This is a genomic window from Streptomyces palmae (genome assembly GCF_004684805.1).
Taxonomy (GTDB): Bacteria; Actinomycetota; Actinomycetes; order Streptomycetales; family Streptomycetaceae; genus Streptomyces; species Streptomyces palmae.
Genome location: NZ_SRID01000023.1, coordinates 13,496 through 38,065, shown reverse-complemented (window position 1 = coordinate 38,065; position 24,570 = coordinate 13,496). Strand labels below are relative to the sequence as shown.

Sequence of the window (24,570 nt, the reverse complement as noted above, 5' to 3'; positions counted from 1 at the left end):
GGGTTGGTGTGGGTGATGTGGTGGGTGCGGGTTTGGGGGCGGTGGGGCATCCGTTGTTGGGTGCGGCGGTGGCGTTGCCGGATTCGGATGGTTGGTTGTTGACGGGGCGGTTGTCGTTGGGTTCGCATGCGTGGTTGGCGGATCACGTGGTGATGGGTGCGGTGGTGTTGCCAGGGACGGCGTTCGTGGAGTTGGCGTTGTCCGCGGGGGAGCGGGTTGGTTGCGGCCGTTTGGTGGAGTTGGTGCTGGAGGCGCCGTTGGTGCTGCCCGAGCGCGAGGGCGTCCAGCTCCGGGTTTCGGTAGGCGACGCCGACCCCGCCGGGCGGCGGCCGGTGAGCGTGTACTCCCGGCTGGACGATGAGCAGGCGGCCTGGGTGCGGCATGCGACCGGCATGGTGGCGGCAGCGGACACCGGGCCCGCTCCTGGCGCCGCGATGGCGGAGTGGCCGCCGCGGGGTGCCGAGCCGGTGGCGTTCGACGGGTTCTACTCGCAGGCCGCCGAGGCGGGATTGGCGTACGGACCGGTGTTCCAGGGGCTGCGGGCGGTCTGGCGGCGCGGCGAGGAGGTGTTCGCCGAGGTCGCCCTCGACGAGGCCGTGAACGCCGGTGGCTTTGGTGTGCATCCGGCGCTGCTGGACGCCGCCCTGCACGCCGTGGGCGCCGCGGGTACGGCCTCGCGGGGCGATGACGGCGAGGCTGAGGCGCGGCCGGAGATCCGGCTGCCGTTCTCCTGGGCCGGGGTGTCCCTCCACGCGACCGGGGCGACCGCGCTGCGGGTGTCGCTGACCCGTACCGGAGCCGACGGGGAGGGGCTGTCGCTGGCGGTGGCCGATCCGACCGGTGCTCCGGTGGCCGTGGTGGAGTCGCTGGCCACCCGGCCGGTCACCGTGGACCAGATCGACGCCGCCCGCCCGGATCCGGCGGATGCCCTGTACCGGCTGGAGTGGACGCCCATGCCCTCCGACGAGCCGGCGTCCATCCCCGGGCCGGACGGTGCGACGACGCCCGGCGGTTCCGCGGAGTCGGTGGCCGTGCTCGGGGAGGGCCCCGGATGCGCGGAGGTACTGGCGGCGTACGCCTCGGCGGGCGCGCGAGCCTCCTCGTACCCGAGCCTGGCGGAGCTGCGCCGCGCGATCGAGGCGGGCGAGGTGCCGGTCCCCGAGCTGGTCTTCGCCCCGGTCACCGCGGCCCAGGAGTCGGCCGACGGCATGACGGTCGCCGAGGTACGGGCAGGGGTGCGGCGGGCTCTGGAGCTGGTGCGGGGCTGGCTGGCCGAGGAGGTCTCCCTGCCCGGAGGCGCCCCCGCCCGGCTGGTGATCGTCAGCCGGGGCGCGGTGGCCGCGGAACAGGGTGCGGACGTACCCGACTTCACGGCTGCCACCTCCTGGGGGCTGGTGCGCTCGGCGCAGGCCGAGCACCCCGGGAGGTTCCTGCTGCTGGACCTCGACGGGCAGCCCGGGTCGGCCGAAGCGGTGCTGCCGGCACTGGCGTCCGGGGAGCCGCAGTTGGCGGTGCGCGACGGGCGGGTGCTGGTGCCACGGCTGACCCGGGCCCGTACGCCCGACGCGGAGATGTCGTCCGGCACCGCGCCCATCTGGGGTGGTTCCGGGACCGTGCTGGTCACGGGGGCGGCGGGTGCGCTGGGTGGCTTGGTGGCCCGGCATCTGGTGGTCGAGCACGGTGTGCGGCGGTTGCTGCTGCTGAGTCGTCGGGGTGCGGACGCCCCCGGTGCGGTGGGGCTCTCCGAAGAACTGGCCGATCTGGGTGCCGAGGTGGAGTGGGCCGCCTGTGACGCCGCCGATCGGGAGGCGCTGGCCGCGGTGCTGGCCGGGATCCCGGCCGAGCGTCCGCTGACGGGCGTGGTGCACGCCGCCGGGGTGCTGGACGACGGGGTGATCGAGTCGCTCACCCCGGAGCGGCTGGACACCGTGCTGCGGCCCAAGGTGGACGCGGCCACGCATCTGCACGAACTCACCGCCGGGCTCGACCTGTCGGCGTTCGTGCTGTTCTCCTCGGCCGCCGGCATCTTCGGCGGCGCCGGGCAGGGCAACTACGCGGCAGCCAACGCCTTCCTGGACGCCCTGGCCGCCCACCGCCGGGCCCAGGGTCTGCCCGCCACCTCGCTGGCCTGGGGGCTGTGGGACGAGCGCAGTGCCATGACCGACGGCCTGGCCGCCGGGGACATGCGCCGGATGAGCCGGGCCGGGGTGCGCGGACTCGGCGCGGCCGAGGGGCTGGCCCTGTTCGACGCCGGGTGCGCCGCGGACGAGGCCGTGCTGGTGCCCGTACGGTTGGACACCGCGGCCCTGCGCGGCGCGGCCCGGTCCGCCGGACAGCAGGTGCCGCACCTGCTGCGCCGGCTGGTGCGCGTCACCACCCTGCGTACGGCGGCCCAGCACGCCACCGGCGAGGACGGAGACCTCCGGGAGCGGCTGGCCGGGATGCCCGAGGCGGACCGGGAGCGGGCGCTGCTCGCCCTGGTACGTACCCAGGTGGCCGCGGTCCTCGGGCACGCCACGGCCGAATCGGTCGAGGCGGAGCGGGCGTTCAAGGACTTCGGCTTCGACTCGCTGACCGCGGTGGAGCTGAGGAACCGGGTCAACTCGGCCACCGGCCTGCACCTGACCGCCACCCTGGTCTTCGACTACCCCACCCCCGCCGCTCTCGCCCACCACCTCCACCAGGCGCTGTTCGCGGACCGGACGGCCGTCGAACCGGCGGCCACCGCCGCGCCCTCCGCGGTCGGCCCGGGCGCGTCCGAGGACCCGGTGGTCATCGTGGCCATGAGCTGCCACTTCCCCGGCGGGGTCCGCTCGCCCGAGGAGCTGTGGCGGCTGGTCGCGGCGGGCGAGGACGCCATCTCGGGCTTCCCCACCGACCGCGGCTGGGACGAGGCCGCGCTCTACGACCCGGACCCGGACGCCGTCGGCAAGAGCTATGTGCGGGAGGGCGGATTCCTGCACGGGGCGAGCGAGTTCGACCCGGGCTTCTTCGGGATCTCGCCGCGTGAGGCGCTGGCCATGGACCCGCAGCAGCGGCTGCTGCTGGAGACCTCCTGGGAGGCGTTCGAGCGGGCGGGCATCGACCCGGCCACCCTGCGCGGCAGCCGGACCGGGGTGTTCGCCGGGGTGATGTACCACGACTACGCCACCCAGCTGCGCTCCGTCCCGGAGGGCACCGAGGGCTATCTGGCCACCGGCGGTTCCGGAAGCATCGCCTCCGGTCGGGTCTCCTACACCTTCGGTCTGGAGGGCCCGGCGGTCACCGTCGACACCGCCTGTTCGTCTTCTCTGGTGGCCCTCCACCTGGCGGCCCAGGCGCTGCGCCAGGGGGAGTGCTCGCTGGCGCTGGCCGGCGGTGTCACCGTGATGTCCAGCCCGGCCACCTTCGTGGAGTTCAGCCGGCAGCGCGGACTGGCCGCCGACGGCCGGTGCAAGCCGTTCGCGGCGGCGGCCGACGGCACCGGCTGGGGCGAGGGCGCCGCGATGCTGCTGCTGGAGAGGCTGTCCGACGCCCGGCGCAACGGCCATCCGATCCTGGCGGTGGTGCGCGGCACCGCGGTCAACCAGGACGGCGCCAGCAATGGCCTGACCGCGCCGAACGGTCCCTCGCAGCAGCGGGTGATCCGGCAGGCGCTGGCGTCGGCCGGGGTGTCGGCCGCCGAGGTGGACGCGGTGGAGGCGCACGGCACGGGTACGACCCTGGGCGACCCGATCGAGGCCCAGGCGCTGCTGGCCACCTACGGCCAGGAGCGCCCCGAGGACCAGCCGCTGTGGCTGGGCTCGATCAAGTCCAACATCGGCCACACCCAGGCCGCCGCGGGTGGGGCGGGCATCATCAAGATGGTGCTGGCCATGCGGCACGGGCTGCTGCCCAAGACGCTCCACACGGACCAGCCCACCCCGCATGTGGACTGGTCGGCCGGGTCCGTGGCGCTGCTCTCCGAGGCCACCCCCTGGCCTCGCACCGGGCGGCCCCGCCGGGCGGGGGTGTCCTCCTTCGGCCTCAGCGGCACCAACGCGCACATCATCCTGGAGCAGGGGCCGGCGGAAGAACCCCGGCGCGTCGACACGGAGGAGTCGGCGCTGCCCGCCCTCGCCCTGCCCTGGCCGGTGTCGGCCAAGACGGAGGCGGCGCTGCGCGCCCAGGCCGGGCGGCTGCTCGCCTACGCCACCGAGAACCCGGAGGCGTCGGCCGCCGACATCGGGCACTCGCTGGCCGCCACCCGCGCCGCCTTCGAGCGCCGTGCGGTGGTCATCGCCGCCGACCGCGCCGGGTTCCAGGCCGGTCTGACCGCCCTGGCCCAGGGACGTACCGCCCCCGAGCTGGTCCAGGGCGCGACCCCGGTCCGGGCGGAGGAGCGAGCTGTCTTCGTCTTCCCCGGCCAGGGTTCGCAGTGGGTGGGCATGGGAGCCGAACTGCTGGACTCCTCACCGGTGTTCGCCGAGCGGGTGGCGGAGTGCGCGGCGGCCCTGGCACCCCATGTCGACTGGTCGCTGGTGGACGTGCTGCGCGGCGCGGAAGGCGCCGCGTCCCTGGAGCGGGTGGACGTGGTGCAGCCCGCGCTGTGGGCGGTGATGGTCTCGCTCGCGGAGGTCTGGCGCTCGTACGGCGTCGAGCCTGCGGCGGTGGTCGGGCACTCGCAGGGTGAGATCGCGGCGGCGGTGGTCGCCGGGGCCTTGTCCTTGCAGGACGCGGCCAAGGTGGTCGCGCTGCGGTCCAAGGCCCTGCCGGCCCTGTCCGGGCTGGGCGGCATGGTCTCGGTCTCGCTGCCCCGGGAAGAGCTGGCCAAGCGGCTGGAGCGGTGGGGAGAGCGGTTGTCGGTGGCCGCGGTCAACGGCGCCTCCTCCGTGGTGGTCTCGGGCGAAGTGGCGGCCCTGGAGGAGCTGCTGGCGGAGTGCGAGAAGGCGGAGATCCGGGCACGCCGCATCCCGGTGGACTACGCCTCGCACTCGGCGCAGGTGGAGCGGATCCGTACCGAGGTGGTGTCCGCCCTCGCCGGGATCAGCCCCCGTACCGCGGGGATCCCGTTCCATTCCACGGTGACCGCCGAGCCGATCGACACGGCCGCGCTGGACGCCGAGTACTGGTACCGCAACCTCCGTCAGACCGTCCGCTTCGACGACACCGTCCGGGGCCTCCTCGACCAGGGGTACGGACTGTTCATCGAGGCCAGCCCGCATCCGGTGCTGACCGTGGGGCTCACCGAGACCATGGCGGACACCGGGTCCCGGGCGGTCGCCGTCGGCTCGCTGCGCCGGGACGAGGGGGGCCGGGAGCGGATCCTGGGCTCGCTGGCGGAGGCGTACGCGGCCGGGGCCCGGGTCGACTGGGCGGCGGCGTTCGCGGGCACCGGCGCCCGGCGGGTGGAACTGCCCACCTACGCCTTCCAGCGGGAGCGCTACTGGCTGGCGTCCTCGGGCGGCGAGCCCGGCGACGTGTCCGCGGCCGGTCTGGCAGCCGCCGGACACCCGCTGCTGGGCGCCGCGGTGCCGCTGCCCGACTCGGAGGGCTTCCTGCTCACCGGCAGGCTGTCGCTGCACAGCCACCCCTGGCTGGCCGACCACGCGGTGGCCGACACCGTGCTGCTGCCGGGCACCGCCTTCGTGGAACTCGCGGTGCGGGCCGGCGACGCGGTGGGCTGCGACCGGGTGGAGGAACTGACCCTGGAAGCGCCGCTGGTGCTGCCGGAGCGCGGAGCGGTCCAGCTCCAGGTGGTGGTCGGCGGACCCGGCGAGGCCGGGCACCGCCCGGTGAGCGTGTACTCCCGCATCGAGGAGTCGGCGGACCGGGCCGGGGACGGGCAGGCCACCGAGCTGCCCTGGGTCCGGCACGCCACCGGACGGCTCACCGCACGCGGCGCCGAGGCGGACGCCGGGGCGCTGGCGGTGTGGCCGCCGCGGGACGCCGAACCGCTGGACGTCAGCACCCTGTACGAGCGCTTCGCCGCCACCGGGCTGGGTTACGGGCCGGTGTTCCAGGGGCTGCGCGCCGCCTGGCGGCGGGACGGCGAGGTGTTCGCGGAGGTCGCGCTGCCTGAGGAGCAGCGGGCCGAGGCGGGCCGGTTCGGGGTGCATCCGGCGCTGCTGGACGGCGCCCTGCACGCCATGGGCCTCGGCGGCTTCCTGCGGCCGGCGGCCGACCCCCAGGACGGTGGCGCGCGGCCGGCCGGGCGGATCCGGCTCCCCTTCGCCTGGGGCGGCGTCAGCCTGCACGCGGCGGGCGCCTCGGTGCTGCGGGTGCGGATGGCCTCGGCCGGGCCGGACACGGTGTCCGTGCTGGCGGCCGACGAGTCGGGCCGCCCGGTCGCCTCGGTGGACTCGCTCGCGGTACGGGCGGTCTCCCGGCAGCAGCTGAACGCCCGAGCCGCCTACCACGAGTCGCTGTTCCGGGTGGAGTGGACCGAGCTGCCGGCCGGCGACCGGACCCCGGGCGCCGCCCCGCGCTGGGCGGTCCTGGACGGCGCGGAGGCCGGCACGCCCGGCGCGGTCCTGGCGGCGGCGCTGCGCGCCACCGGCGCGGTGCTCGAACCCCACGCCGACCTGGCCGCCCTCGGCCGGGCGGTGGACGCCGGCACCCCGGCCCCGGAGCTGGTGTTCGCGGCGCTGGAACCCGTGGCGACCGGTGGTTCGGACGCCGCGGTCGAGGCGGTGCACCGGCTGGCACACCGTGCGCTGGGCCTGGTGCGGTCCTGGCTGGACTCCGCCGACCGAGAGGGCCTCCGGAACGCCCGGCTGGTGCTGGTGACCCGCGGCGCGGTCGCGGTCACCGGGGCCGGGGCTCCGGCCGACCCGTCCTGCGCGGCGGTGTGGGGCCTGGTGCGTTCGGCGCAGTCCGAGCACCCGGACCGCTTCCTCCTGCTCGACCTGGACGACCTCGAGGTGCCGGGCACGGCCGGGCTGCCGGCCGCGCTCGGTTCGGGGGAGCCGCAGCTGGCGGTGCGCGAGGGCACCGTCCATGTGCCGCGGCTCGCCCGGGTCCCGGTCACCGAGAGCCCCGAGGGCCTCGAACCGGCAGACCAGAACGCGTCCACGGCTACGGACAAGGCCGCGGCCACGGCCCCGCTCGGGGCGGCCTGGCGGCCGGAGGGCACCGTACTGATCACCGGCGCCACCGGGGTGCTGGGCGGGCTGGTGGCCCGGCACCTGGTGGCCGAGCACGGCGTCCGGCATCTGCTGCTGACCAGCCGCAGCGGCCGGGCCGGCGCGGGCGCCACCGAGCTGGAGCGGGAGCTGACCGCGCTGGGCGCCACGGTGACCCTGGCGGCCTGCGACGCGGCCGACCGGGAGGCGCTCGGCAAGGTACTGGCCGACATCCCGGCCGCCCATCCGCTGACCGCGGTGGTGCACGCCGCGGGCGTGCTGGACGACGGCGTGGTCGGCTCGCTGACCCCCGAGCGCCTCGACACGGTGCTGCGGCCCAAGGTGGACGCCGCGATCCATCTGCACGAGCTGACCGCCCACCTGGAGCTGACGGCCTTCGTGCTGTTCTCCTCGGCCGCGGGCGTCTTCGGGGCGGCCGGGCAGGCCAACTACGCCGCCGCCAACGCGTATCTGGACGCCCTGGCCCAGCACCGCCGGGCCGGCGGGCTGCCCGCCACCTCGCTCGCCTGGGGCCTGTGGGCCGAGCGCAGCGGGATGACCGGGCAGATGGAGGACAGCGATGTGCGGCGGATGAACCGGGCCGGGGTGGCCGCCTTCTCCTCGGCGGAGGGGCTGGCCCTGCTGGACACCGCGGTCGCGGTGGACCAGCCGGTGCTGGTGCCGGTACGGCTGGACCTCGCGGCGCTGCGGGTGCAGGCCGCGTCCGGGGCGGTGCCGCCGCTGCTGAGCGGGCTGGTGCGGATGCCGGTACGCCGGGCGGCGGAGGCCGCCGGGCCGGTGGCGCCCGAGGTGCCGCTGGCCCAGCGGCTGGCCGGCCTCGGCGCGGCCGAGGCGGGCGCGGTGCTGCGGGAGCTGGTCCGTACCGAGGTGGCGGCGGTGCTCGGGCACGCCTCGCCGGAGGCGGTGGAGGACGGCCGCTCCTTCCTGGAGCTCGGCCTCAACTCGCTCACCGCGGTGGAGATCCGCAACCGGCTCAACCTGGCCACCGGGCTGAACCTGTCGCCGACCGCGGTCTTCGACCAGTCCACGCCGGAGGCCCTGGCCGAGCATCTGCGCGACCAGCTGGCCGCCGGCGGCGGGCAGGCGGCGGACCGGCCCGCGGGGGCCGCCCCGGCCGCCGCGCCCGCGGGACCCACGGGACCTGCCAGGGAGGCCGGTTCCACCATCGAGCAGCTGTTCCGGCAGGCGTGCGCGGACGGCCAGTACATCGCCGGTACCCAGCTGCTGATGGCCGCCTCCCGGCTGCGGCCCGCCTTCCACACGCCCGAGGAACTCGACCCGGCGCCCAAGCTGGTCCGGCTCTCCAAGGGCAGTACCGGACCGCAGCTGATCTGCTTCCCCTCACTGGTCGCCATCTCCGGACCGCGTGAGTACGCCCGTTTCGCGGCCAGCTTCCGCGGGCGCCGGGACGTGGCGGTGCTTCCCGAGCCCGGATTCGTCAGGGGGGAATTCCTCCCGGCGAATGTGGAAGCCATCGTGGAAATGCAGGCGCAGGCGGTGCTGCGGTGTGCGGGGGACAATCCGTTCGCCCTCGTGGGCCGCTCTTCGGGCGGCTGGATCGCGCATGCCGTGGCGCATTGGCTGGAGGAGCGCGGAATGTCACCGGCCGGTGTCGTATTGATGGACACCTATGCGCCGCGCGGTGAGGAACTGTCCTGGATCCAGTCGAATCTCACCGGGAAGATGTTTGAGCGGGAGAAGATGTTCGGGGCGGTGGACGAGGTCCGGTTGACCGCGATGGGCGCGTATATGCGCATGTTCGCCGACTGGCATCCCCGTCCGGTGGCGGCCCCGCTGCTGTCCGTCGAGGCACAGGACTCCTTCCCGGCCCCGGCCGCGGAGACGCCTGGTGGCAGCGGATCCGCCCAGGTCGCGGAGGAATCGGTATGGGGGGCCGGGCAGCTCACCATGAAGGTGCCAGGCGACCACTTCACCATGCTGGAGGACCACGCCAAGGAGGCCGCGGAAGTGGTGCACCGTTGGCTGGAAGAACGGAATTAGAAATTCCGGCAGCAGCATGCCCCGTTGTCGGGGCATGCTGCTAGGCTCGCGATCACCCGAAATGCCTTTTCCCGCACGCGGGTCCTTGGCGGGGGTATTCCGTAAGAGCCGTCGTAAGAGTCATTCGCAAGAGATATCCCTTTTTTCAGTACCAGGAGCAAAAAATGACGACGCCTGAGGCAGCTGCGGTAACCGCGCAGGTCGGTGCTTTCTACGACCAGCTGGCCGCTGTATTCGACGCCGCGCTCTACGGGCCGAACGTGCACGTCGGCTACTGGGAGAGCGAGGAGGACACCACCTCGCTGCCGGACGCGGCGGACCGGCTGACCGACATGATGATCAAGCGCCTGGGCGTCGGCCCCGGCGACCGGGTGCTGGACATCGGCTGCGGTGTGGGCGGCCCGGGCGTCCGGCTGGCCCAGGCCACCGGCGCCGAGGTGGTCGGCGTCAACGTCAGCCGCAAGCAGGTCGAGAAGGCCAACGAGCTGGCGGAGAGCGCCGGCATCAGCGGCAAGGTCACCTTCCAGCACGGCGACGCCATGGCCCTGCCCTTCGAGGACGCCTCCTTCGACGCGGTCTGGATGCTGGAGTCCGTGATGCAGATGCCCGACCGCGCCGCGGCCTTCGCCGAGGCGGCCCGGGTGCTGCGCCCCGGCGGCCGGCTGACGCTGACCGACAACTTCGAGCGGGAGCCGATCACCGAGGAGCGCCGCCCGGTGATCGAGAAGATCCTCAAGAAGTACCTGACCCAGTCCGCCGCCAGCTTCGACGAGTACCCGGCGCTGCTCCGCTCGGCCGGTCTGCGCTGCACCGAGGTGCTGGACGTCAGCGCGCACACCACCAAGCAGTCGGTGCGCCGCCTGACCGAGGTGGCCATGAAGAACTTCGCCGAGCTGGAGGCCAAGGTGGGTGCCGAGGCGCTCGCCAAGCTCAAGCCGGCCGAGGGCGAGAGCATGGAGATGCCCGAGCTGGGCTACATCATCGTCACCGCGGAGCGCGTCGCGGGCTGAGCGCACCACCGGATGCCCGCCGCGCCCGGCGCGGGGGGCACGGACGGGACGGCGGCGGGCGGGGCCGGTGGGACACGTAGGCCACCTGCCCCGCCCGCCGCGCGTCCCAGGGGTTGTCCGGAAACGTGCGGTGCCGTCCGGAATACGGTGACGGGCCGCGGCCGCCACGCCCCCGAGGCGCGGACGGTCGCGGCCCGTCACATCCTGTGCTGTCGGCTACCCGGACTCGTCGAGGTTCGGCACGGTGGCGCGCCCCGAGGAGGCGCGAGGAACCGCGCGATCAGCCACGGACAGCCCGCGGACGACCCAGCCGGACCTTTCTAGGCCTTGGCCGCCGCCGCGCACTCGCCGCAGGTGCCGAAGATCTCGACGGTGTGGGCCACGTCCACGAAGCCGTGCTCGGTGGCGATGGACTCCGCCCACTTCTCCACGGCCGGACCCTCCACCTCGACGGCCTTGCCGCAGACCCGGCAGACCAGATGGTGATGGTGGTCGTCGCTGCTGCACCGGCGGTAGACGGCCTCGCCCTCGGTGGTGCGCAGCACGTCCACCTCGCCGGCGTCGGCGAGGGACTGGAGGGTGCGGTAGACGGTGGTCAGACCCACCGAGTCGCCGCGGTGCCGGAGCATGTCGTGCAACTCCTGGGCGCTGCGGAACTCGTTCACCTCGTCCAGCGCGGCCGACACCGCGGCACGCTGCCTGGTGGACCGGCCGCGTACGGGGGGACCCGCGGTAGCCACAGCTGCCTCCTCAAGCTCGCCTGCTCGTCTCACCCGTGCGCACTGCGCCCGGCCATTGTGCCAGGTGATCCCGTTCGCACGGACTCCTCCGCAACAACCGCAACAGGAGCCTCAGACCCGGACGTCGTCTCCGGCGCTCCGACCGCCCGGCACGGTGTTCGATTCAAGGGTGCACGACGACTCGGCTTCGGTACCGCGCCGGGCGCGCTTTCTCGCCAGTGGCGCCGCCAGCGCGGTGATCACCGCGAAGACCCCGATGGCCAGCAGCACGATGGTGGCCCCCGGTGGGACGTCCTGGTAGTAGGAGAAGACCGTGCCGGACAGGGTGACCGTCACCCCGATGCCGATGGCCAGCGCCAGCGTCATGGCGAAGCCGCGGGTGGCCTGCTGGGCGGCCGCGACCGGGATCACCATCAGCGCGCTGACCAGCAGCAGGCCGACCACCCGCATGGCCACCGTGACGGTGACCGCGGCGGTGACGGCCAGCAGCAGGTTCAGCAGCCGCACCGGCAGCCCGGTCACCCGGGCGAACTCCTCGTCCTGGCAGACCGCGAACAGCTGCCTGCGCAGCCCCAGCGTCACCAGCACCACGAAGCCCGCCAACAGGCTGATCGCGGTCACGTCCTGCTCGGAGACGGTGGTGATCGACCCGAAGAGGTAGGTGGTCAGATTGGCGTTGGAGCCCGTCGGCGACAGGTTGATCAGCAGCACGCCGCCGGCCATACCGCCGTAGAAGAGCATCGCCAGCGCCAGGTCCCCGCGGGTCTTGCCGTACCAGCGGATCAGCTCCATCACGATGGCGCCGAGCGAGGAGACCAGCACCGCGGTCCACACCGGGTTGGCGCCGGTCAGGAAGCCGAGGGCGACACCGGTGAGCGCCACGTGCCCGATGCCGTCGCCCATGATCGCCTGGCGCCGCTGCACCAGGTAGATGCCGACCGCGGGCGCGGTGATGCCGATCAGCAGGGCGGCGATCAGCGCCCGCTGCATGAAGGCGTAGTTCAGGATCTCCATCAGGTGAGCAGCCCCGTCCGGATCGGTTCGGCGTCGTGCGGCCCGTGCGGGTGCACATGGTCGTGGCCCGGCAGCGCGTGCTGCCCGACGGCCTCGGGCGGCGGGCCGTCATGGACCACGCAGCCCTCCCGCAGCACCACGGCGCGGTCGATGAGCGGCTCCAGCGGGCCCAGCTCGTGCAGTACCAGCAGCACGGTGGCGCCCTGGGCGACCTGGCCGCGCAGGGTGTCGGCGAGGATCCGCTGGCTGTCCAGGTCCACCCCGGCCATCGGCTCGTCCATGATCAGCAGTTCCGGCTCGCCGGCCAGCGCGCGGGCGATCAGCACCCGCTGGTGCTGGCCGCCGGAGAGCGCGTTGACCGAGTCCTGGGCCCGGTCGGCCAGGCCCACCAGCTCCAGGGCGCGCCGCACCGCCTCCCGGTCGGCCCTGCGCGGCGGAGCCAGTCGGTTGCGGGCCAGCCGCCCCGCCGAGACCACCTCGCGGACGGTGGCGGGCACCCCGCTGGCCGCGGTGGTGCGCTGCGGTACGTAGCCGATCCGGGCCCACTGCCGGAAACGGCGGTGCGGGGTGCCGAAGAGCTCCAGGGTGCCGCCGGTCAGCGGGACCTGCCCCACCACGGCGCGTACCGCGGTGGACTTCCCCGATCCGTTGGCCCCCAGCAGGGCGACCACCTCGCCGCGGTGCACCGTGAGGTCCACCCCGCGCAGTACGGGTCGGGAACCGAGCGAGGCGGTGCCTCCGCTCAGCGATATCACCGGCTCCTTCATTGCGTCGCCTCCGTCACTTCCCGCCGAGGGCCCGCTGCAGGGCCTTGAGGTTCGCCCGCTGGACGGCGAGGTAGTCGTCGCCCTTGGACTTGTCGCCGATGCCCTCGATCGGGTCGAGTACATCGGTCTTCAGATGCAGGTCTCCGGCCAGGGTCTTCGCGGTCCGGTCGCTGGCCAGCGTCTCGAAGAAGACGGTGTCGACCTTGTCCCGCTCCGCCGCGTCGTGCAGCTCCCGCATCCGGGCCGGGCTCGGCTCGGACTCGGGGTCCACGCCGGAGATCGCCTCCTGGGTGAGCCCGTACCGCTCGGCGAGGTAGCCGAAGGCCGAGTGGGTGGTGATGAAGGTGCTGGTGGCGCGGTCGGCGAGGCCCTCGCGGAACTCGGTGTTCAGCGCGTCCAGCTCCTTGACCAGGGCCGCGGTGTTCTTCCGATACGCGCCGGCGTGGTCCGGGTCGGCCTTCTCCAGGGCCTTGCCCACACCGCGCGCGACCTGCGCGTACCGCACCGGGTCCAGCCACACGTGCGGGTCGGACCCGGCGTCGTGGCTGTGGTCGTGGCCCTCGTGCGCCCCGCCCTCCCCCTCTTCTCCGGAGTGGCCCTCGTCGCCGTGGACCTCGGTGCCGTGCTCCTCGAAACGGGTGAAGTCGGCGGCGTCGGCGACCTGCTTCGGTTCCGCCTGGCCGATCGCCTCGTCCACCGCGGGCTGCAGCCCCTTGAGGTAGACCACCAGACCGGCCTCGCTGAGCCGGGCGGTCTGCCGGGGGCTGATCTCCAGGTCGTGCGGCTCCACGCCCGGCTTGGTCAGCGTGGAGAGCTCTATGTGGTTGCCGCCGATACGTTCCGCCAGGAACTCCATCGGATAGAACGACGCCACCACCTTGAGCTTCCCGTCCTCGGTCCGCCCGCTGGTGTGGTTGGTGCAGCCACCGAGGGCTGCCATGGAGAGTGCGGCGACCGTGGTCACGGCCGCCATGGGTATGAGGGGGCGTGCGTTCATGACAGTCATTTTCAACAAAAGTGGAAACCATTGTCAACAAGGCCGGTCGGGGGCCGTCCGACCCGCATCCGATTTGATCCAGGGGGTGCACGCGCCGGTAACCTGAGGCATTCGCTTCGTCGTCATCAATGAAGAGAGCACCGTGGCCGCCGACAAGATCGACAGCATCGTCAGCCTGAGCAAGCGCCGTGGCTTCGTCTACCCCTGCAGTGAGATCTACGGCGGCCAGCGCGCCGCCTGGGACTACGGACCGCTCGGTGTGGAACTGAAGGAGAACATCAAGCGGCAGTGGTGGCGCTCCATGGTCACCTCGCGTGACGATGTGGTCGGCCTCGACTCCTCGGTGATCCTGGCCCGCGAGGTCTGGGAGGCGTCCGGTCACGTCGCCACCTTCACCGACCCGCTCACCGAGTGCACCTCCTGCCACAAGCGCTTCCGCGCCGACCACCTGGAGGAGGCGTACGAGGCCAAGCACGGCAAGGCCCCGGCCAACGGCCTCGCCGACATCAACTGCCCGAACTGCGGCAACAAGGGCGGCTTCACCGAGCCCAAGCAGTTCTCCGGCCTGCTCTCCACCCACCTCGGCCCCACCCAGGACTCCGGCTCGGTCGCCTACCTGCGCCCGGAGACCGCCCAGGGCATCTTCACCAACTTCATGCAGGTCCAGCAGACCTCGCGCCGGAAGCCGCCGTTCGGCATCGCCCAGATCGGCAAGTCCTTCCGGAACGAGATCACCCCGGGCAACTTCATCTTCCGCACCCGCGAGTTCGAGCAGATGGAGATGGAGTTCTTCTGCAAGCCGGGTGAGGACGAGGACTGGCAGCAGTACTGGATGGACCAGCGCTGGAACTGGTACCGGGACCTCGGCCTGCGGGAGGAGAACATCCGCTGGTACGAGCACCCCAAGGAGAAGCTGTCCCACTACTCCAAGCGCACCGCGGACATCGAGTACCGCTTCAACTTCGGCGGCGCCGAGTGGGGCGAGCTGGAGGGCGTGGCCAACCGCACCGACTACGACCTCAAGGCGCACTCCAAGGCGTCCGGCCAGGACCTGTCGTACTTCGACCAGGAGGCCGGTGAGCGCTGGACCCCGTTCGTCATCGAGCCGGCCGCCGGCGTGGGCCGCGCCATGCTCGCCTTCATGCTCGACGCCTACTTCGAGGACGAGGCGCCGAACGCCAAGGGCAAGATGGAGAAGCGCACCGTGATGCGCCTCGACCCGCGCCTGGCGCCGGTCAAGGTCGCGGTGCTGCCCCTGTCCCGCAACCCGGAGCTGTCCCCGAAGGCCAAGGGACTCGCCACGGACCTGCGCAAGCACTGGAACATCGACTTCGACGACGCGGGCGCCATCGGCCGCCGCTACCGCCGCCAGGACGAGATCGGCACCCCGTTCTGCGTCACCGTCGACTTCGACACCCTCGAGGACAACGCGGTCACCGTGCGCGAGCGCGACACGATGAAGCAGGAGCGCGTCTCCCTGGACCAGATCCAGGCCTACCTGGGCGGCCGCCTCATCGGCTGCTGACCCCGTCGGCACCACCGCGCCAAGGGCCTCCGGCTCCCCTCAGAGGGGGTCGGGGGCCCTTGCCGTACACCGGACACCCCGCCGTACGCGGAGAGCCTGCCGTACGCCACGCCTCCCCGCCTCCGGCGTCACGCGGGCGGCTCCGCCGGCCCGCACTCCCACCTCGCGCTCAGGCGAGCCCCCGGCGCCGTACGGCCGCGGACCGGCCGCCTCGCGCCCTCTCTCCCCCTCACGTTCGAACGACCGCCGCACACGGCCGCGGACCGCCGCCGGCTCGCCGACGCGGGCCGTCCACCACAGGCATCGTGGCTCCGCCGGTGCGCCCCGACCCACCGGTGTCGCCGTACGCCCCTCCCGCTGCGCCGTGCTCGTACGGCCGCGGACCGGCCGCCTCGCGGGTGCGGGACAATGGGAGGTCCGCCCCTGTCCGCCACGCCCTGCGTACCACCCTGAGGAAGCCGGTTCCATGACCCAGACGAGGCAGCTGCAGATCGGACCGCACACGGTCTGGCCGCCGGTGGTGCTCGCGCCGATGGCCGGGATCACCAACGCGCCCTTCCGCACCCTGTGCCGCGAGTTCGCCGCGGGTGTCGGCTGGGAGGCCCAGGGAGGCGCCCCGAGGACCGCGGCCGCCGTCGGCAAGGGGCTGTTCGTCAGCGAGATGATCACCACCCGGGCGCTGGTCGAGCGGGACGCCAAGACCATGCGGCTGGTCCACTTCGACAGCTCCGAGCAGCCGCGCTCCATCCAGCTGTACGGGGTGGACCCGGTGACCGTGGGCAAGGCGGTGCGGATGATCGTCGAGGAGGACCTCGCCGACCACATCGACCTGAACTTCGGCTGCCCGGTCCCCAAGGTGACCCGCAAGGGCGGCGGCTCGGCGCTGCCGTACAAGCGGCACCTGCTCCGCGCCATCCTGCGCGAGGCGGTGACCGGCGCCGGGGAGCTGCCGGTGACGATGAAGATGCGCAAGGGCATCGACGACGACCACCTCACCTACCTGGACGCGGGCCGGATCGCGGTCGAGGAGGGGGTCACCGCCATCGCCCTGCACGGCCGCACCGCGGCGCAGCACTACGGCGGCACGGCGGACTGGGAGGCGATCGCCCGGCTGAAGGAGGCCGTGCCGGAGATCCCGGTGCTGGGCAACGGCGACATCTGGTGCGCCGAGGACGCGGTGCGGATGGTGCGCGAGACCGGCTGCGACGGGGTCGTGGTGGGCCGCGGCTGCCTGGGCCGGCCCTGGCTCTTCGGCGATCTGGTGGCCGCCTTCGAGGGCACCGCGGCCCCGGCGACGCCCACCCTGCGCCAGGTGGCGGCGGTGATGCGGCGGCACGCGGAGCTGCTGGCCGAGTGGCTGGAGGACGAGGAGCGGGGTGTCATCGACTTCCGCAAGCACGTCGCCTGGTACACCAAGGGCTTCTCCATCGGCTCGGAGATGCGCAAGCGCCTGGCAATCACCTCATCCCTGGACGAACTGGACGCTCTGATGAGCGATCTGGAACTCGACCAGAAATGGCCCGCGGGCGCCGACGGCCCCCGGGGGCGTACCTCGGGGCGCAATCGGGTGGTGCTACCGGACGGCTGGTTGGACGACCCGTATGAGCACGCATCGGTCGGCGAGGGTGCAGAAATGGACACTTCGGGCGGATGATGTCGCCGTTTCGATCACGTCAGGGGGTCCGAATGCTGGGATCCGGCCATCCGGCAAGGCGTGATTCTCGCCACGCCTGATACCGGGTTTGCTCATATGAGCAATTTTCGAGCGACTGCATCTCTCATAGGGGTGGCACGGAGTGCCACCCCTATGATCTTCGAACTTGTCTCGTGAATGCCACGCTCGGTGTGGCGAACCACGTTTCACGGCCACCCTGAGTGAGTATGTGTTCGACTAATGAACGGACACCTGGGGTGCGCTCATCTGATCTGCCACTTTCGATCTCCTGGCAGAGGGGTCGTTACGACCGTATGACGCACGAGTGGACGTACCGATGAGCCTTCGATCTGGGTATGTTCCTCGCCGTCAGGGCAGCCTCCCCCCACCCTCGTCCGGGGGGACCCCAGGAGGAGTCGAGTCGATGTCGGAAACACAAGCGCAGCAGAAGTTCGTTTACGACTTCACCGAGGGCAACAAAGACCTCAAGGACCTGCTCGGCGGCAAGGGCGCCAACCTCGCCGAGATGACCAACCTGGGCCTTCCGGTCCCTCCGGGCTTCACCATCACCACCGATGCCTGCCGGGTCTACCTGGAGAGCGGCGAGGAGCCCCTGGCACTCCGTGACGAGGTGACCGCCCACCTCGAAGCGCTCGAGGCCACCATGGGCAAGAAGCTCGGCCAGGCCGATAATCCACTGTTGGTGTCGGTGCGCTCGGGCGCCAAGTTCTCCATGCCCGGCATGATGGACACCGTCCTCAACATCGGCCTCTCCGACGCCTCGGTGGCCGGGCTCGCCGCCCAGGCCGGCGACGAGCGGTTCGCCTGGGACTCCTACCGCCGACTCATCCAGATGTTCGGCAAGACCGTGCTGGGCGTGGACGGCGACCTGTTCGAGGAGGCCCTGGACGAGGCCAAGCAGGCCAAGGGCGTCACCGTCGACGTGGACCTGGACGCCGCGGACCTCAAGCGGCTGGTCACCCGGTTCAAGGAGATCGTCGCCCGGGAGACCGGCCGCGACTTCCCGCAGCAGCCCCGCGAGCAGATGGACCTGGCGGTCCGCGCGGTCTTCGACTCCTGGAACGGCGAGCGCGCCAAGCTCTACCGCCGCCAGGAGCGCATCCCCGGCGACCTGGGCACCGCGGTCAACATCTGCTCCATGGTCTTCGGCAACCTCGGCCCCGACTCGGGCACCGGCGTCGCCTTCACCCGCGACCCGGCCAGCGGCCAGCAGGGCGTCTACGGCGACTACCTGCAGAACGCCCAGGGCGAGGACGTGGTGGCGGGCATCCGTAACACCGTGCCGCTCGCCGATCTGGAGCAGATCGACAAGGCGTCCTACGACCAGCTGATGCAGATCATGGAGACGCTGGAGACGCACTACAAGGACCTGTGCGACATCGAGTTCACCATCGAGCGCGGCAAGCTGTGGATGCTGCAGACCCGGGTGGGCAAGCGCACCGCCGGGGCCGCGTTCCGGATCGCCACCCAGCTGGTCGACCAGGGCCTGATCGACGAGGCCGAGGCGCTCCAGCGGGTCACCGGCGGCCAGCTGGCGCAGCTGATGTTCCCGCGCTTCGACGAGGCCGCCGCCACCGAGCTGCTCGGCCGCGGCATCGCCGCCTCGCCGGGTGCCGCGGTCGGCAAGGCCGTCTTCGACTCGTACACCGCCGTCAAGTGGTCGCGCTCCGGTGAGCGGGTCATCCTGATCCGCCGCGAGACCAACCCGGACGACCTCAACGGCATGATCGCCGCCGAGGGCATCCTCACCTCGCGCGGCGGCAAGACCTCGCACGCCGCCGTGGTCGCCCGCGGCATGGGCAAGACCTGTGTCTGCGGCGCCGAGGAGCTGGAGGTGGACACCAAGCAGCGGCGGATGACCGTCGCCGACGGCTCGGTCATCGAGGAGGGCGACCTCATCTCCATCGACGGCTCCACCGGCAAGGTGTACCGCGGTGAGGTACCGGTCGTACCGTCCCCGGTGGTGGAGTACTTCGAGGGCCGCATGCACGCCGGCGCCGACGACGCCGACGAGCTGGTCAAGGCCGTGCACCGGATCATGGCCTACGCGGACCGGGTCCGCCGGCTGCGGGTGCGGGCCAACGCCGACAACGCCGAGGACGCCGGCCGCGCCCGCCGCTTCGGCGCCCAGGGCATCGGCCTGTGCCGCACCGAGCACATGTTCCTCGGCGAGCGCCGCGAGATGGTCGAGCGGCTGATCCTGGCCGACACCGACGAGGAGCGCGACGAGGCGCTGGGCGCCCTGCTGCCGCTGCAGAAGGCCGACTTCGTGGAGCTGTTCGAGGCGATGGACGGGCTCCCGGTCACCGTCCGGCTGCTCGACCCGCCGCTGCACGAGTTCCTGCCCGACATCACCGAGCTGTCGGTGCGGGTCGCGCTCGCCGAGGCCCGCAAGGACGGCAACGAGAACGACCTGCGGCTGCTCCAGGCGGTGCACAAGCTGCACGAGCAGAACCCGATGCTGGGTCTGCGCGGAGTCCGCCTCGGGCTGGTCATCCCGGGCCTGTTCGCGATGCAGGTACGGGCCATCGCGGAGGCCGCCGCGGAGCGCCGGAACGCCAACGGCGACCCGCGCGCGGAGATCATGATCCCGCTGGTCGGCACCGTCCAGGAGCTGGAGATCGTCCGCGAGGAGGCGGAGCAGGTCATCGCCGAGGTGGAGCAGGCGCGGGGCGTGGACCTCAAGCTCACCCTGGGCACCATGATCGAGCTGCCGCGGGCCGCGCTGACCGCCGGCCAGATCGCCGAGTCGGCCGACTTCTTCTCCTTCGGCACCAACGACCTGACCCAGACCGTGTGGGGCTTCTCCCGCGACGACGTGGAGGCCAGCTTCTTCACCGCGTACCTGGAGAAGGGCATCTTCGGCGTCAGCCCGTTCGAGACCATCGACCGGGACGGCGTGGGCTCGCTGGTCCGCTCCGCCGCGCAGGCCGGCCGGGCCACCCGCCCCGACCTCAAGCTCGGCGTCTGCGGCGAGCACGGCGGCGACCCGGAGTCCGTCCACTTCTTCCACGAGGTGGGCCTGGACTACGTCTCCTGCTCGCCCTTCCGGATCCCGGTGGCGCGCCTGGAGGCTGGCCGCGCGGCGACCCGGAGCAGCGGTAGCGACAGCCGCTGACCGCCACGGGCGAGGAGGACCGAACAGCCACCGGAGCCGGCCCGGGGATTCCGAAACCCTCACCCCGGCCGGACGGCTCCGGATTGCAAGGGGGCGGCACTCTGTGCGGAGGTGCCGCCCCCTCTCACTCCCCCCACGGGAGCCGTTGCCGCTCGCATCGGCCCGAGCGGCAACAAAGTGCTCAGCGGTCGGTACGTCACTCGTCACCCCCCACGGGAACGAGCATCCAGGCCCTGAGCACCGCCTGTTGAATTGTGGACGTCCACGGATGTCGCACTGGTGTTTACCCGCGCTTTCCTGAGAACAGCTTTCCGCTTGTCACACTGGCTCCGCGACCCGTTTCAACCGTGGCCAAAAGGGCATGGTGACTGGCTGTGTTAGTGTGCATACTCATCCGTGATCGGGGGGTGGCCACGGATGTCACACGCGTGGGGGTCCTGGTGCTACGTGTTCATTTCCGTGAACTCGATCTGGCGCGGTTGCGGATGGCGACCCGCCCGGACGCTCTCTGGGAAACCGTACTGAGTTTCCATCGGCTCAGAGACAAACAGGCAGAGCCGGTATACGGCGAATGGCGCTCGGAAACACGCGCCCGATTGAACGGTGAAACGCGCCTGTTGGCCCCGCTGATTCCACCGCGCGGCTATTTCCCGGACTTCCTGACACCCGCCGAAGGAATAATCGGCGCGGACGCCGCGATGGACGCCCTGCGGGCCACTCCGGAGCCCCGACTCCACACCGAGGTGGGCCGGTTGGCCACCGGCCGCCCGCTGCCCGGCTGGATCCTCGACCTGGCCCAGGGCGGCGGCCGCGCCCTCGACCGGCTGATCGGGGCGCTGCGCGCCTACCACCGGGCCGCGATCGCTCCGTACTGGTCGCACATCCAGGCCCGTATCGAGGCCGACCGGGCCACCCGCGGCCGGGCGTTACTGGACGGCGGGGCGGACGGACTGCTGTCCTCACTGCCGCCCACCATGCGCTGGCGCTCCCCGGTGCTGGAGGTCGACTACCCCACCGACCGGGACCTGTTCCTCGGCGGCCGCGGACTGCTGCTGCTCCCGTCCTTCTTCTGCCGGCGCACCCCGGTGACCTTCTTCAGCCCGGAACTCACCCCGGTGCTGGTCTACCCGGTGGAGCACTCCCCGGCCGGCGCCCCGCCGCGACCGCTGCGGCAGCCGACGGCGTTCCCCGCGAAGCCGTCCGGCTCGCTGAGCAAGCTGGTCGGACAGACCCGCTCCGCGGTGCTCCAGGGAGTGGGCGGCGGCTGCACCACCAGCGAACTCGCCCGCCGGGTCGGGGTCTCACTGGCCTCGGCCAGCCAGCACGCCAGTGTGCTGCGGGAGGCCGGGCTGCTGCACACGCTGCGCCAGGGCGGCGCGGTGCTGCACACCCTGACCCCGCTGGGCGCCGCCCTGCTGCGCGGCGGCGCACCGGCGGAGCGGTTGCGCGAGCCGAGCGCCCCGTAAGGGGCGCTGGTCTCAGTCGTCGATCCCGGAGCGTTCCACCCCCGCCACGATGTGCCGCTGGAGCAGCAGGAAGACCAGCAGCAGCGGCAGGATGGAGACCGCCGAGGCGACGAACAGCTCATGGACCCGCACCGTCTGCGCGGTGTTGAAGGTGGAGAGCGCCACCTGCACCGTCCAGGCGTTCCGGTCCTGTCCGATGACCAGCGGCCACAGGAAGGAGTTCCAGGCGCCGATGAAGACGATGGTGCCGACGGCCGCGAACACCGGCCGTGAGTTGGGCACCACCACCCGCCAGTAGGTGCGCCAGTACCCCAGCCCGTCCACCCGCGCCGCGTCCTCCAACTCCCGGGGGAAACCCAGGAAGTACTGCCGGAAGATGAACGCCGCGAACGCGCTGAACAGCGTCGGCACCACCAGGCCGCGCATCGTGGACACCCACCCCAGCGAGGACACCAGCACGAAGCTCGGCACGAAGGTGACCGCGGCCGGCACCATCAGGGTGCCCAGGATCCAGTAGAAGACCACCCCCGCGTACCGGTACGGGATCCGGGCCAGCCCGTACCCGGCCAGCGAGGCCAGCAGCAGGGTGCCCACGGTGGTGGCCACCGCTATCAGCGAGGAGTTCAGCAGCGCCCGGGCCATCGGCACATCGGGGTCCTGGAACAGCTCGGTGATGTTGGACCACTGGATGTCGCGGGGGAAGAAGGTCCAGTCCGCGGCGGTGATGTCCGCCTCGCGGGAGAGCCCGTTGCGCACCAGCAGATAGAACGGGATCAGGAAGAGCAGCGCCAGGACGATCAGCAGCACCAGCCGCAGCGCCCGCCCCACCCGCACCAGCCCGTCGTGCATGTCCACGGGTCCGCGTCGCCGGTCCACGGCTCAGTCCTCCTTCCGGCCGAGCCTGAAGAAGCGGGCCTGCGCCACCGTGACCAGCGCGATGATCAGGGCCAGGATCACCGCGCCCGCGCTGCCCAGCCCCAGGTTCTGCTCCTGCCCCAGCGCGGTGTAGTAGAGGTAGACCAGCGGCGGACGGGCGTACGGCGGGTAGCCGCGGGCGTCCGACAGCAGGTTGTAGAACTCGTCGAAGGCCTGGAAGGCGTTGATCACCAGCAGCAGCACCACCGCCACCGAGGTGGCCCGCAGCTGCGGGAAGGTGACGTACCGGAAGGTCTGCCAGCCCGGCCGGGCCCCGTCCACCGCCGCCGCCTCGTACAGCAGGGGCGGGATGCGCTGCAGGCCGGCCAGGAACAGCACCATGTAGAAGCCGGTCTGCAACCACAGCCGCACCGTCACGATCACCAGCCAGTACCAGGGCGGGTCGGTGGTGGACAGCCAGGCGATCTGGTCCACCCCGAACCAGCCGAGCACGGTGTTCACCAGCCCGAAACGCACCCCGCTGAACAGCGACATCTTCCATATCAGCGCCGCGACCACATAGCTGCAGGCGACCGGGAGGAAGAACACCGAGCGGAAGAACGCCTGGGCCCAGCGCAGCCGGTTCACCATCAGCGCCAGCGAGAGCGACAGCACGAAGGTGGCCGGCACGATGAACGCGGTGAACAGCCCGAAGGTCACCAGGCTGTCGGTGAAGGCGTCATCGCCCAGCATCGCCGTGTAGTTGTCCAGGCCCACGAAGTCGGTGGGCGAGACGGTGTTGTGCGCGTCGAAGAAGCTGAGGTAGACGCTCCAGCACAGCGGTACGTAGGTGAACAGGGTGAGGCCGATGGCGAATGGGCCGACGAACACCCAGAACCACAGATTGCGGTTCTGCGGCCCCAGCAGTTTCCGCACCACCGGCGCCATCAGTGCTTCTTCCGCACGCGCCGCAGCTCGGACTCGGTCTTGCGGACCACTGCCCGCAGCTCGCTCTCCGGGTTCGCGCCGTCCTTGACGATGCGGCTGAGCGCGTCCCGGTACGCGGTGCGGGCGGCGGTGGTCCACAGCAGCGGCTGCGCGAAGCCGTGGTCGGTGGTGAAGCCCACCACCTCGGCCGCCGGGCCCTTGCGCAGTGTGGCCGCCTTCTTGGCCAGCGAGAGCCGGGCCGGGATGTGGAATCCGTAGGAGAGCGCGAAGTCCTCCTGGTAGTCGGTGCGGTCCACCCACAGCCACTTCACATACGCCTTGGCCTCCCGCTGGTGCTTGCTGCGGGCGCTGACCGCCGCCCCGTACGCGCCCACCGGCACCGCGGGCGCACCGGCCCCGTCCTTGGGGAAGGGCAGCACCCCGAAGTCGTCCCCCAGCTCCTTGGCGATCCGCGGCAGCGCCCACAGCCCGGACCACTGCATCGCGGTCAGCCCCTGGAGCAGGGCCGAGGGGTCCGACCAGTCCGAGGGGGCGCCCAGCAGCAGCGACTTGTCCTGGTGGAGCCGGCGCAGCTTGCCGAGGGTGCGGGCGGCGGCCGGGTCGTCGAAGCCGACCTTGCCCTCCTCGGTGACCGGCGACAGTCCGGCCGCGTACAGCGGGGTGGCCTCCAGCACGCCGGGTCCGCCGTCATTGCCCAGGAACAGCCCCTTGACCTTGCCGGTGGTGAGTTTCCGCGCCGCGTCGACCAGTTCGTCCAGGGACTTCGGCGGCTCCACCCCGGCGTCGTCCAGCAGGCTCTTGCGGTAGTACAGCAGCTGGGTGTCCACCACCTGCGGCACCGCCCAGATCCTCCCATCGTGGATCTTGGGTGCCAGCGCCGCCGGGTTGAAGTCGTCCTTCACCCCGGACAGCAGATCGGTGAGGTCGACCACCTGTTCGGCCTGGATCTGGTCCAGGCTCGGGCCGTTGACCTCGAAGACGTCCGGGCCGGAGTCGGTGAGCAGGGCGGCGGCGGTCTGCTGGTCGTAGTTGCCCGGCCGCCACTGGATGGAGACGTCCGCCTGCTTGTAGGCGCCGGCGTACCGCCGCACCGCCTGCTCGGTGCCCGACTCCCCGTACTGGTGGTACCACTGCTCTATCCGCGGCCCCGAGCCGCCGTCGTCGCGGCCGGTGTTCGAACCGCACGCGGCGGTCAACGCGCCGGTCAGCGCGGCCCCGGTACCGGCGCCGAGCAGTCGTCTGCGGCTGATGGACATGGCGGTGCCCCCTCGCTGAGATGACCAGGCCGTGCATCGTACGGCTCAACGATCAACCATGGAGCGGGATTACGACAGACTTGTTGCGCCGGTAT

Annotated in this window: 13 protein-coding genes; 6 read left to right on the top strand and 7 right to left on the bottom strand. The window is 72.1% G+C overall.

What is annotated here, in order from left to right; translation table 11 throughout:
- Window positions 1-9,104: type I polyketide synthase (locus E4099_RS04635; RefSeq protein ID WP_135337638.1), on the top strand; the 9,104-nt coding region annotated here is incomplete at its 5' end.
- Between the two features lie 164 nt (window positions 9,105-9,268).
- Window positions 9,269-10,114, top strand: a complete 846-nt coding sequence (locus E4099_RS04630) for an SAM-dependent methyltransferase (protein ID WP_135337637.1) — start codon at window positions 9,269-9,271, stop codon at window positions 10,112-10,114.
- A 320-nt stretch (window positions 10,115-10,434) separates the two neighbouring features.
- On the opposite strand, the gene E4099_RS04625 is transcribed toward E4099_RS04630, so the two are convergent.
- The 4 genes from E4099_RS04625 to E4099_RS04610 form a co-directional block, all read right to left on the bottom strand.
- On the bottom strand, window positions 10,435-10,854 hold the full coding sequence (locus E4099_RS04625; RefSeq protein WP_135337636.1) for a Fur family transcriptional regulator: 420 nt from the start codon (window positions 10,852-10,854) through the stop codon (window positions 10,435-10,437).
- Window positions 10,855-10,965: 111 nt separating this feature from the next.
- Complete coding sequence (locus E4099_RS04620; protein ID WP_135337635.1) at window positions 10,966-11,868, bottom strand: metal ABC transporter permease; 903 nt, start codon at window positions 11,866-11,868, stop codon at window positions 10,966-10,968.
- On the bottom strand, window positions 11,868-12,635 hold the full coding sequence (locus E4099_RS04615) for a metal ABC transporter ATP-binding protein (RefSeq protein ID WP_135337634.1): 768 nt from the start codon (window positions 12,633-12,635) through the stop codon (window positions 11,868-11,870). Before E4099_RS04615 ends, E4099_RS04620 begins: the two co-directional genes overlap by 1 nt.
- A gap of 13 nt (window positions 12,636-12,648) precedes the next feature.
- Window positions 12,649-13,632: a metal ABC transporter substrate-binding protein gene (locus E4099_RS04610; protein ID WP_135337633.1), complete on the bottom strand. Its 984-nt coding sequence runs from the start codon at window positions 13,630-13,632 to the stop codon at window positions 12,649-12,651.
- A gap of 142 nt (window positions 13,633-13,774) precedes the next feature.
- Here E4099_RS04610 and E4099_RS04605 point away from each other — a divergent pair, with 142 nt between their 5' ends.
- The 4 genes from E4099_RS04605 to E4099_RS04590 all read left to right on the top strand — a co-directional run bounded on the left by E4099_RS04605 (window position 13,775) and on the right by E4099_RS04590 (window position 21,416).
- On the top strand, window positions 13,775-15,157 hold the full coding sequence (locus tag E4099_RS04605) for a glycine--tRNA ligase (protein ID WP_135337632.1): 1,383 nt from the start codon (window positions 13,775-13,777) through the stop codon (window positions 15,155-15,157).
- A gap of 466 nt (window positions 15,158-15,623) precedes the next feature.
- Entirely contained in the window at window positions 15,624-16,811 is a 1,188-nt protein-coding gene (gene dusB, locus E4099_RS04600) for a tRNA dihydrouridine synthase DusB (protein WP_135337631.1), read from the top strand.
- 424 nt (window positions 16,812-17,235) lie between these two features.
- Window positions 17,236-19,950, top strand: a complete 2,715-nt coding sequence (gene ppdK, locus E4099_RS04595; protein WP_135337630.1) for a pyruvate, phosphate dikinase — start codon at window positions 17,236-17,238, stop codon at window positions 19,948-19,950.
- A gap of 440 nt (window positions 19,951-20,390) precedes the next feature.
- On the top strand, window positions 20,391-21,416 hold the full coding sequence (locus E4099_RS04590; protein ID WP_135337629.1) for an ArsR/SmtB family transcription factor: 1,026 nt from the start codon (window positions 20,391-20,393) through the stop codon (window positions 21,414-21,416).
- Window positions 21,417-21,428: 12 nt separating this feature from the next.
- On the opposite strand, the gene E4099_RS04585 is transcribed toward E4099_RS04590, so the two are convergent.
- Genes E4099_RS04585 through E4099_RS04575 form a run of 3 tightly spaced genes read right to left on the bottom strand, consistent with a single transcriptional unit; the run spans window position 21,429 to window position 24,475 of the window.
- Window positions 21,429-22,265 (bottom strand): carbohydrate ABC transporter permease, encoded by an 837-nt coding sequence (locus E4099_RS04585; protein WP_135337640.1) that lies wholly within the window; start codon window positions 22,263-22,265, stop codon window positions 21,429-21,431.
- 30 nt (window positions 22,266-22,295) lie between these two features.
- Complete coding sequence (locus tag E4099_RS04580) at window positions 22,296-23,219, bottom strand: carbohydrate ABC transporter permease (protein WP_135337628.1); 924 nt, start codon at window positions 23,217-23,219, stop codon at window positions 22,296-22,298.
- Window positions 23,219-24,475: an ABC transporter substrate-binding protein gene (locus tag E4099_RS04575; RefSeq protein ID WP_209446519.1), complete on the bottom strand. Its 1,257-nt coding sequence runs from the start codon at window positions 24,473-24,475 to the stop codon at window positions 23,219-23,221. The genes E4099_RS04580 and E4099_RS04575 overlap by 1 nt, the downstream gene beginning before the upstream one ends.
- Window positions 24,476-24,570: the final 95 nt, after the last annotated feature.

Bases quoted from the DNA above. Each gene is read 5' to 3' on its own strand.
- E4099_RS04630 (WP_135337637.1), top strand. From the start codon at position 9,269: ATGACGACGCCTGAGGCAGCTGCGGTAACCGCGCAGGTCGGTGCTTTC.
- E4099_RS04620 (WP_135337635.1), bottom strand. From the start codon at position 11,868: ATGGAGATCCTGAACTACGCCTTCATGCAGCGGGCGCTGATCGCCGCC.
- E4099_RS04615 (WP_135337634.1), bottom strand. From the start codon at position 12,635: ATGAAGGAGCCGGTGATATCGCTGAGCGGAGGCACCGCCTCGCTCGGT.
- E4099_RS04610 (WP_135337633.1), bottom strand. From the start codon at position 13,632: ATGAACGCACGCCCCCTCATACCCATGGCGGCCGTGACCACGGTCGCC.
- dusB (WP_135337631.1), top strand. From the start codon at position 15,624: ATGACCCAGACGAGGCAGCTGCAGATCGGACCGCACACGGTCTGGCCG.
- ppdK (WP_135337630.1), top strand. From the start codon at position 17,236: ATGTCGGAAACACAAGCGCAGCAGAAGTTCGTTTACGACTTCACCGAG.
- E4099_RS04585 (WP_135337640.1), bottom strand. From the start codon at position 22,265: ATGCACGACGGGCTGGTGCGGGTGGGGCGGGCGCTGCGGCTGGTGCTG.
- E4099_RS04580 (WP_135337628.1), bottom strand. From the start codon at position 23,219: ATGGCGCCGGTGGTGCGGAAACTGCTGGGGCCGCAGAACCGCAATCTG.
- E4099_RS04575 (WP_209446519.1), bottom strand. From the start codon at position 24,475: ATGTCCATCAGCCGCAGACGACTGCTCGGCGCCGGTACCGGGGCCGCG.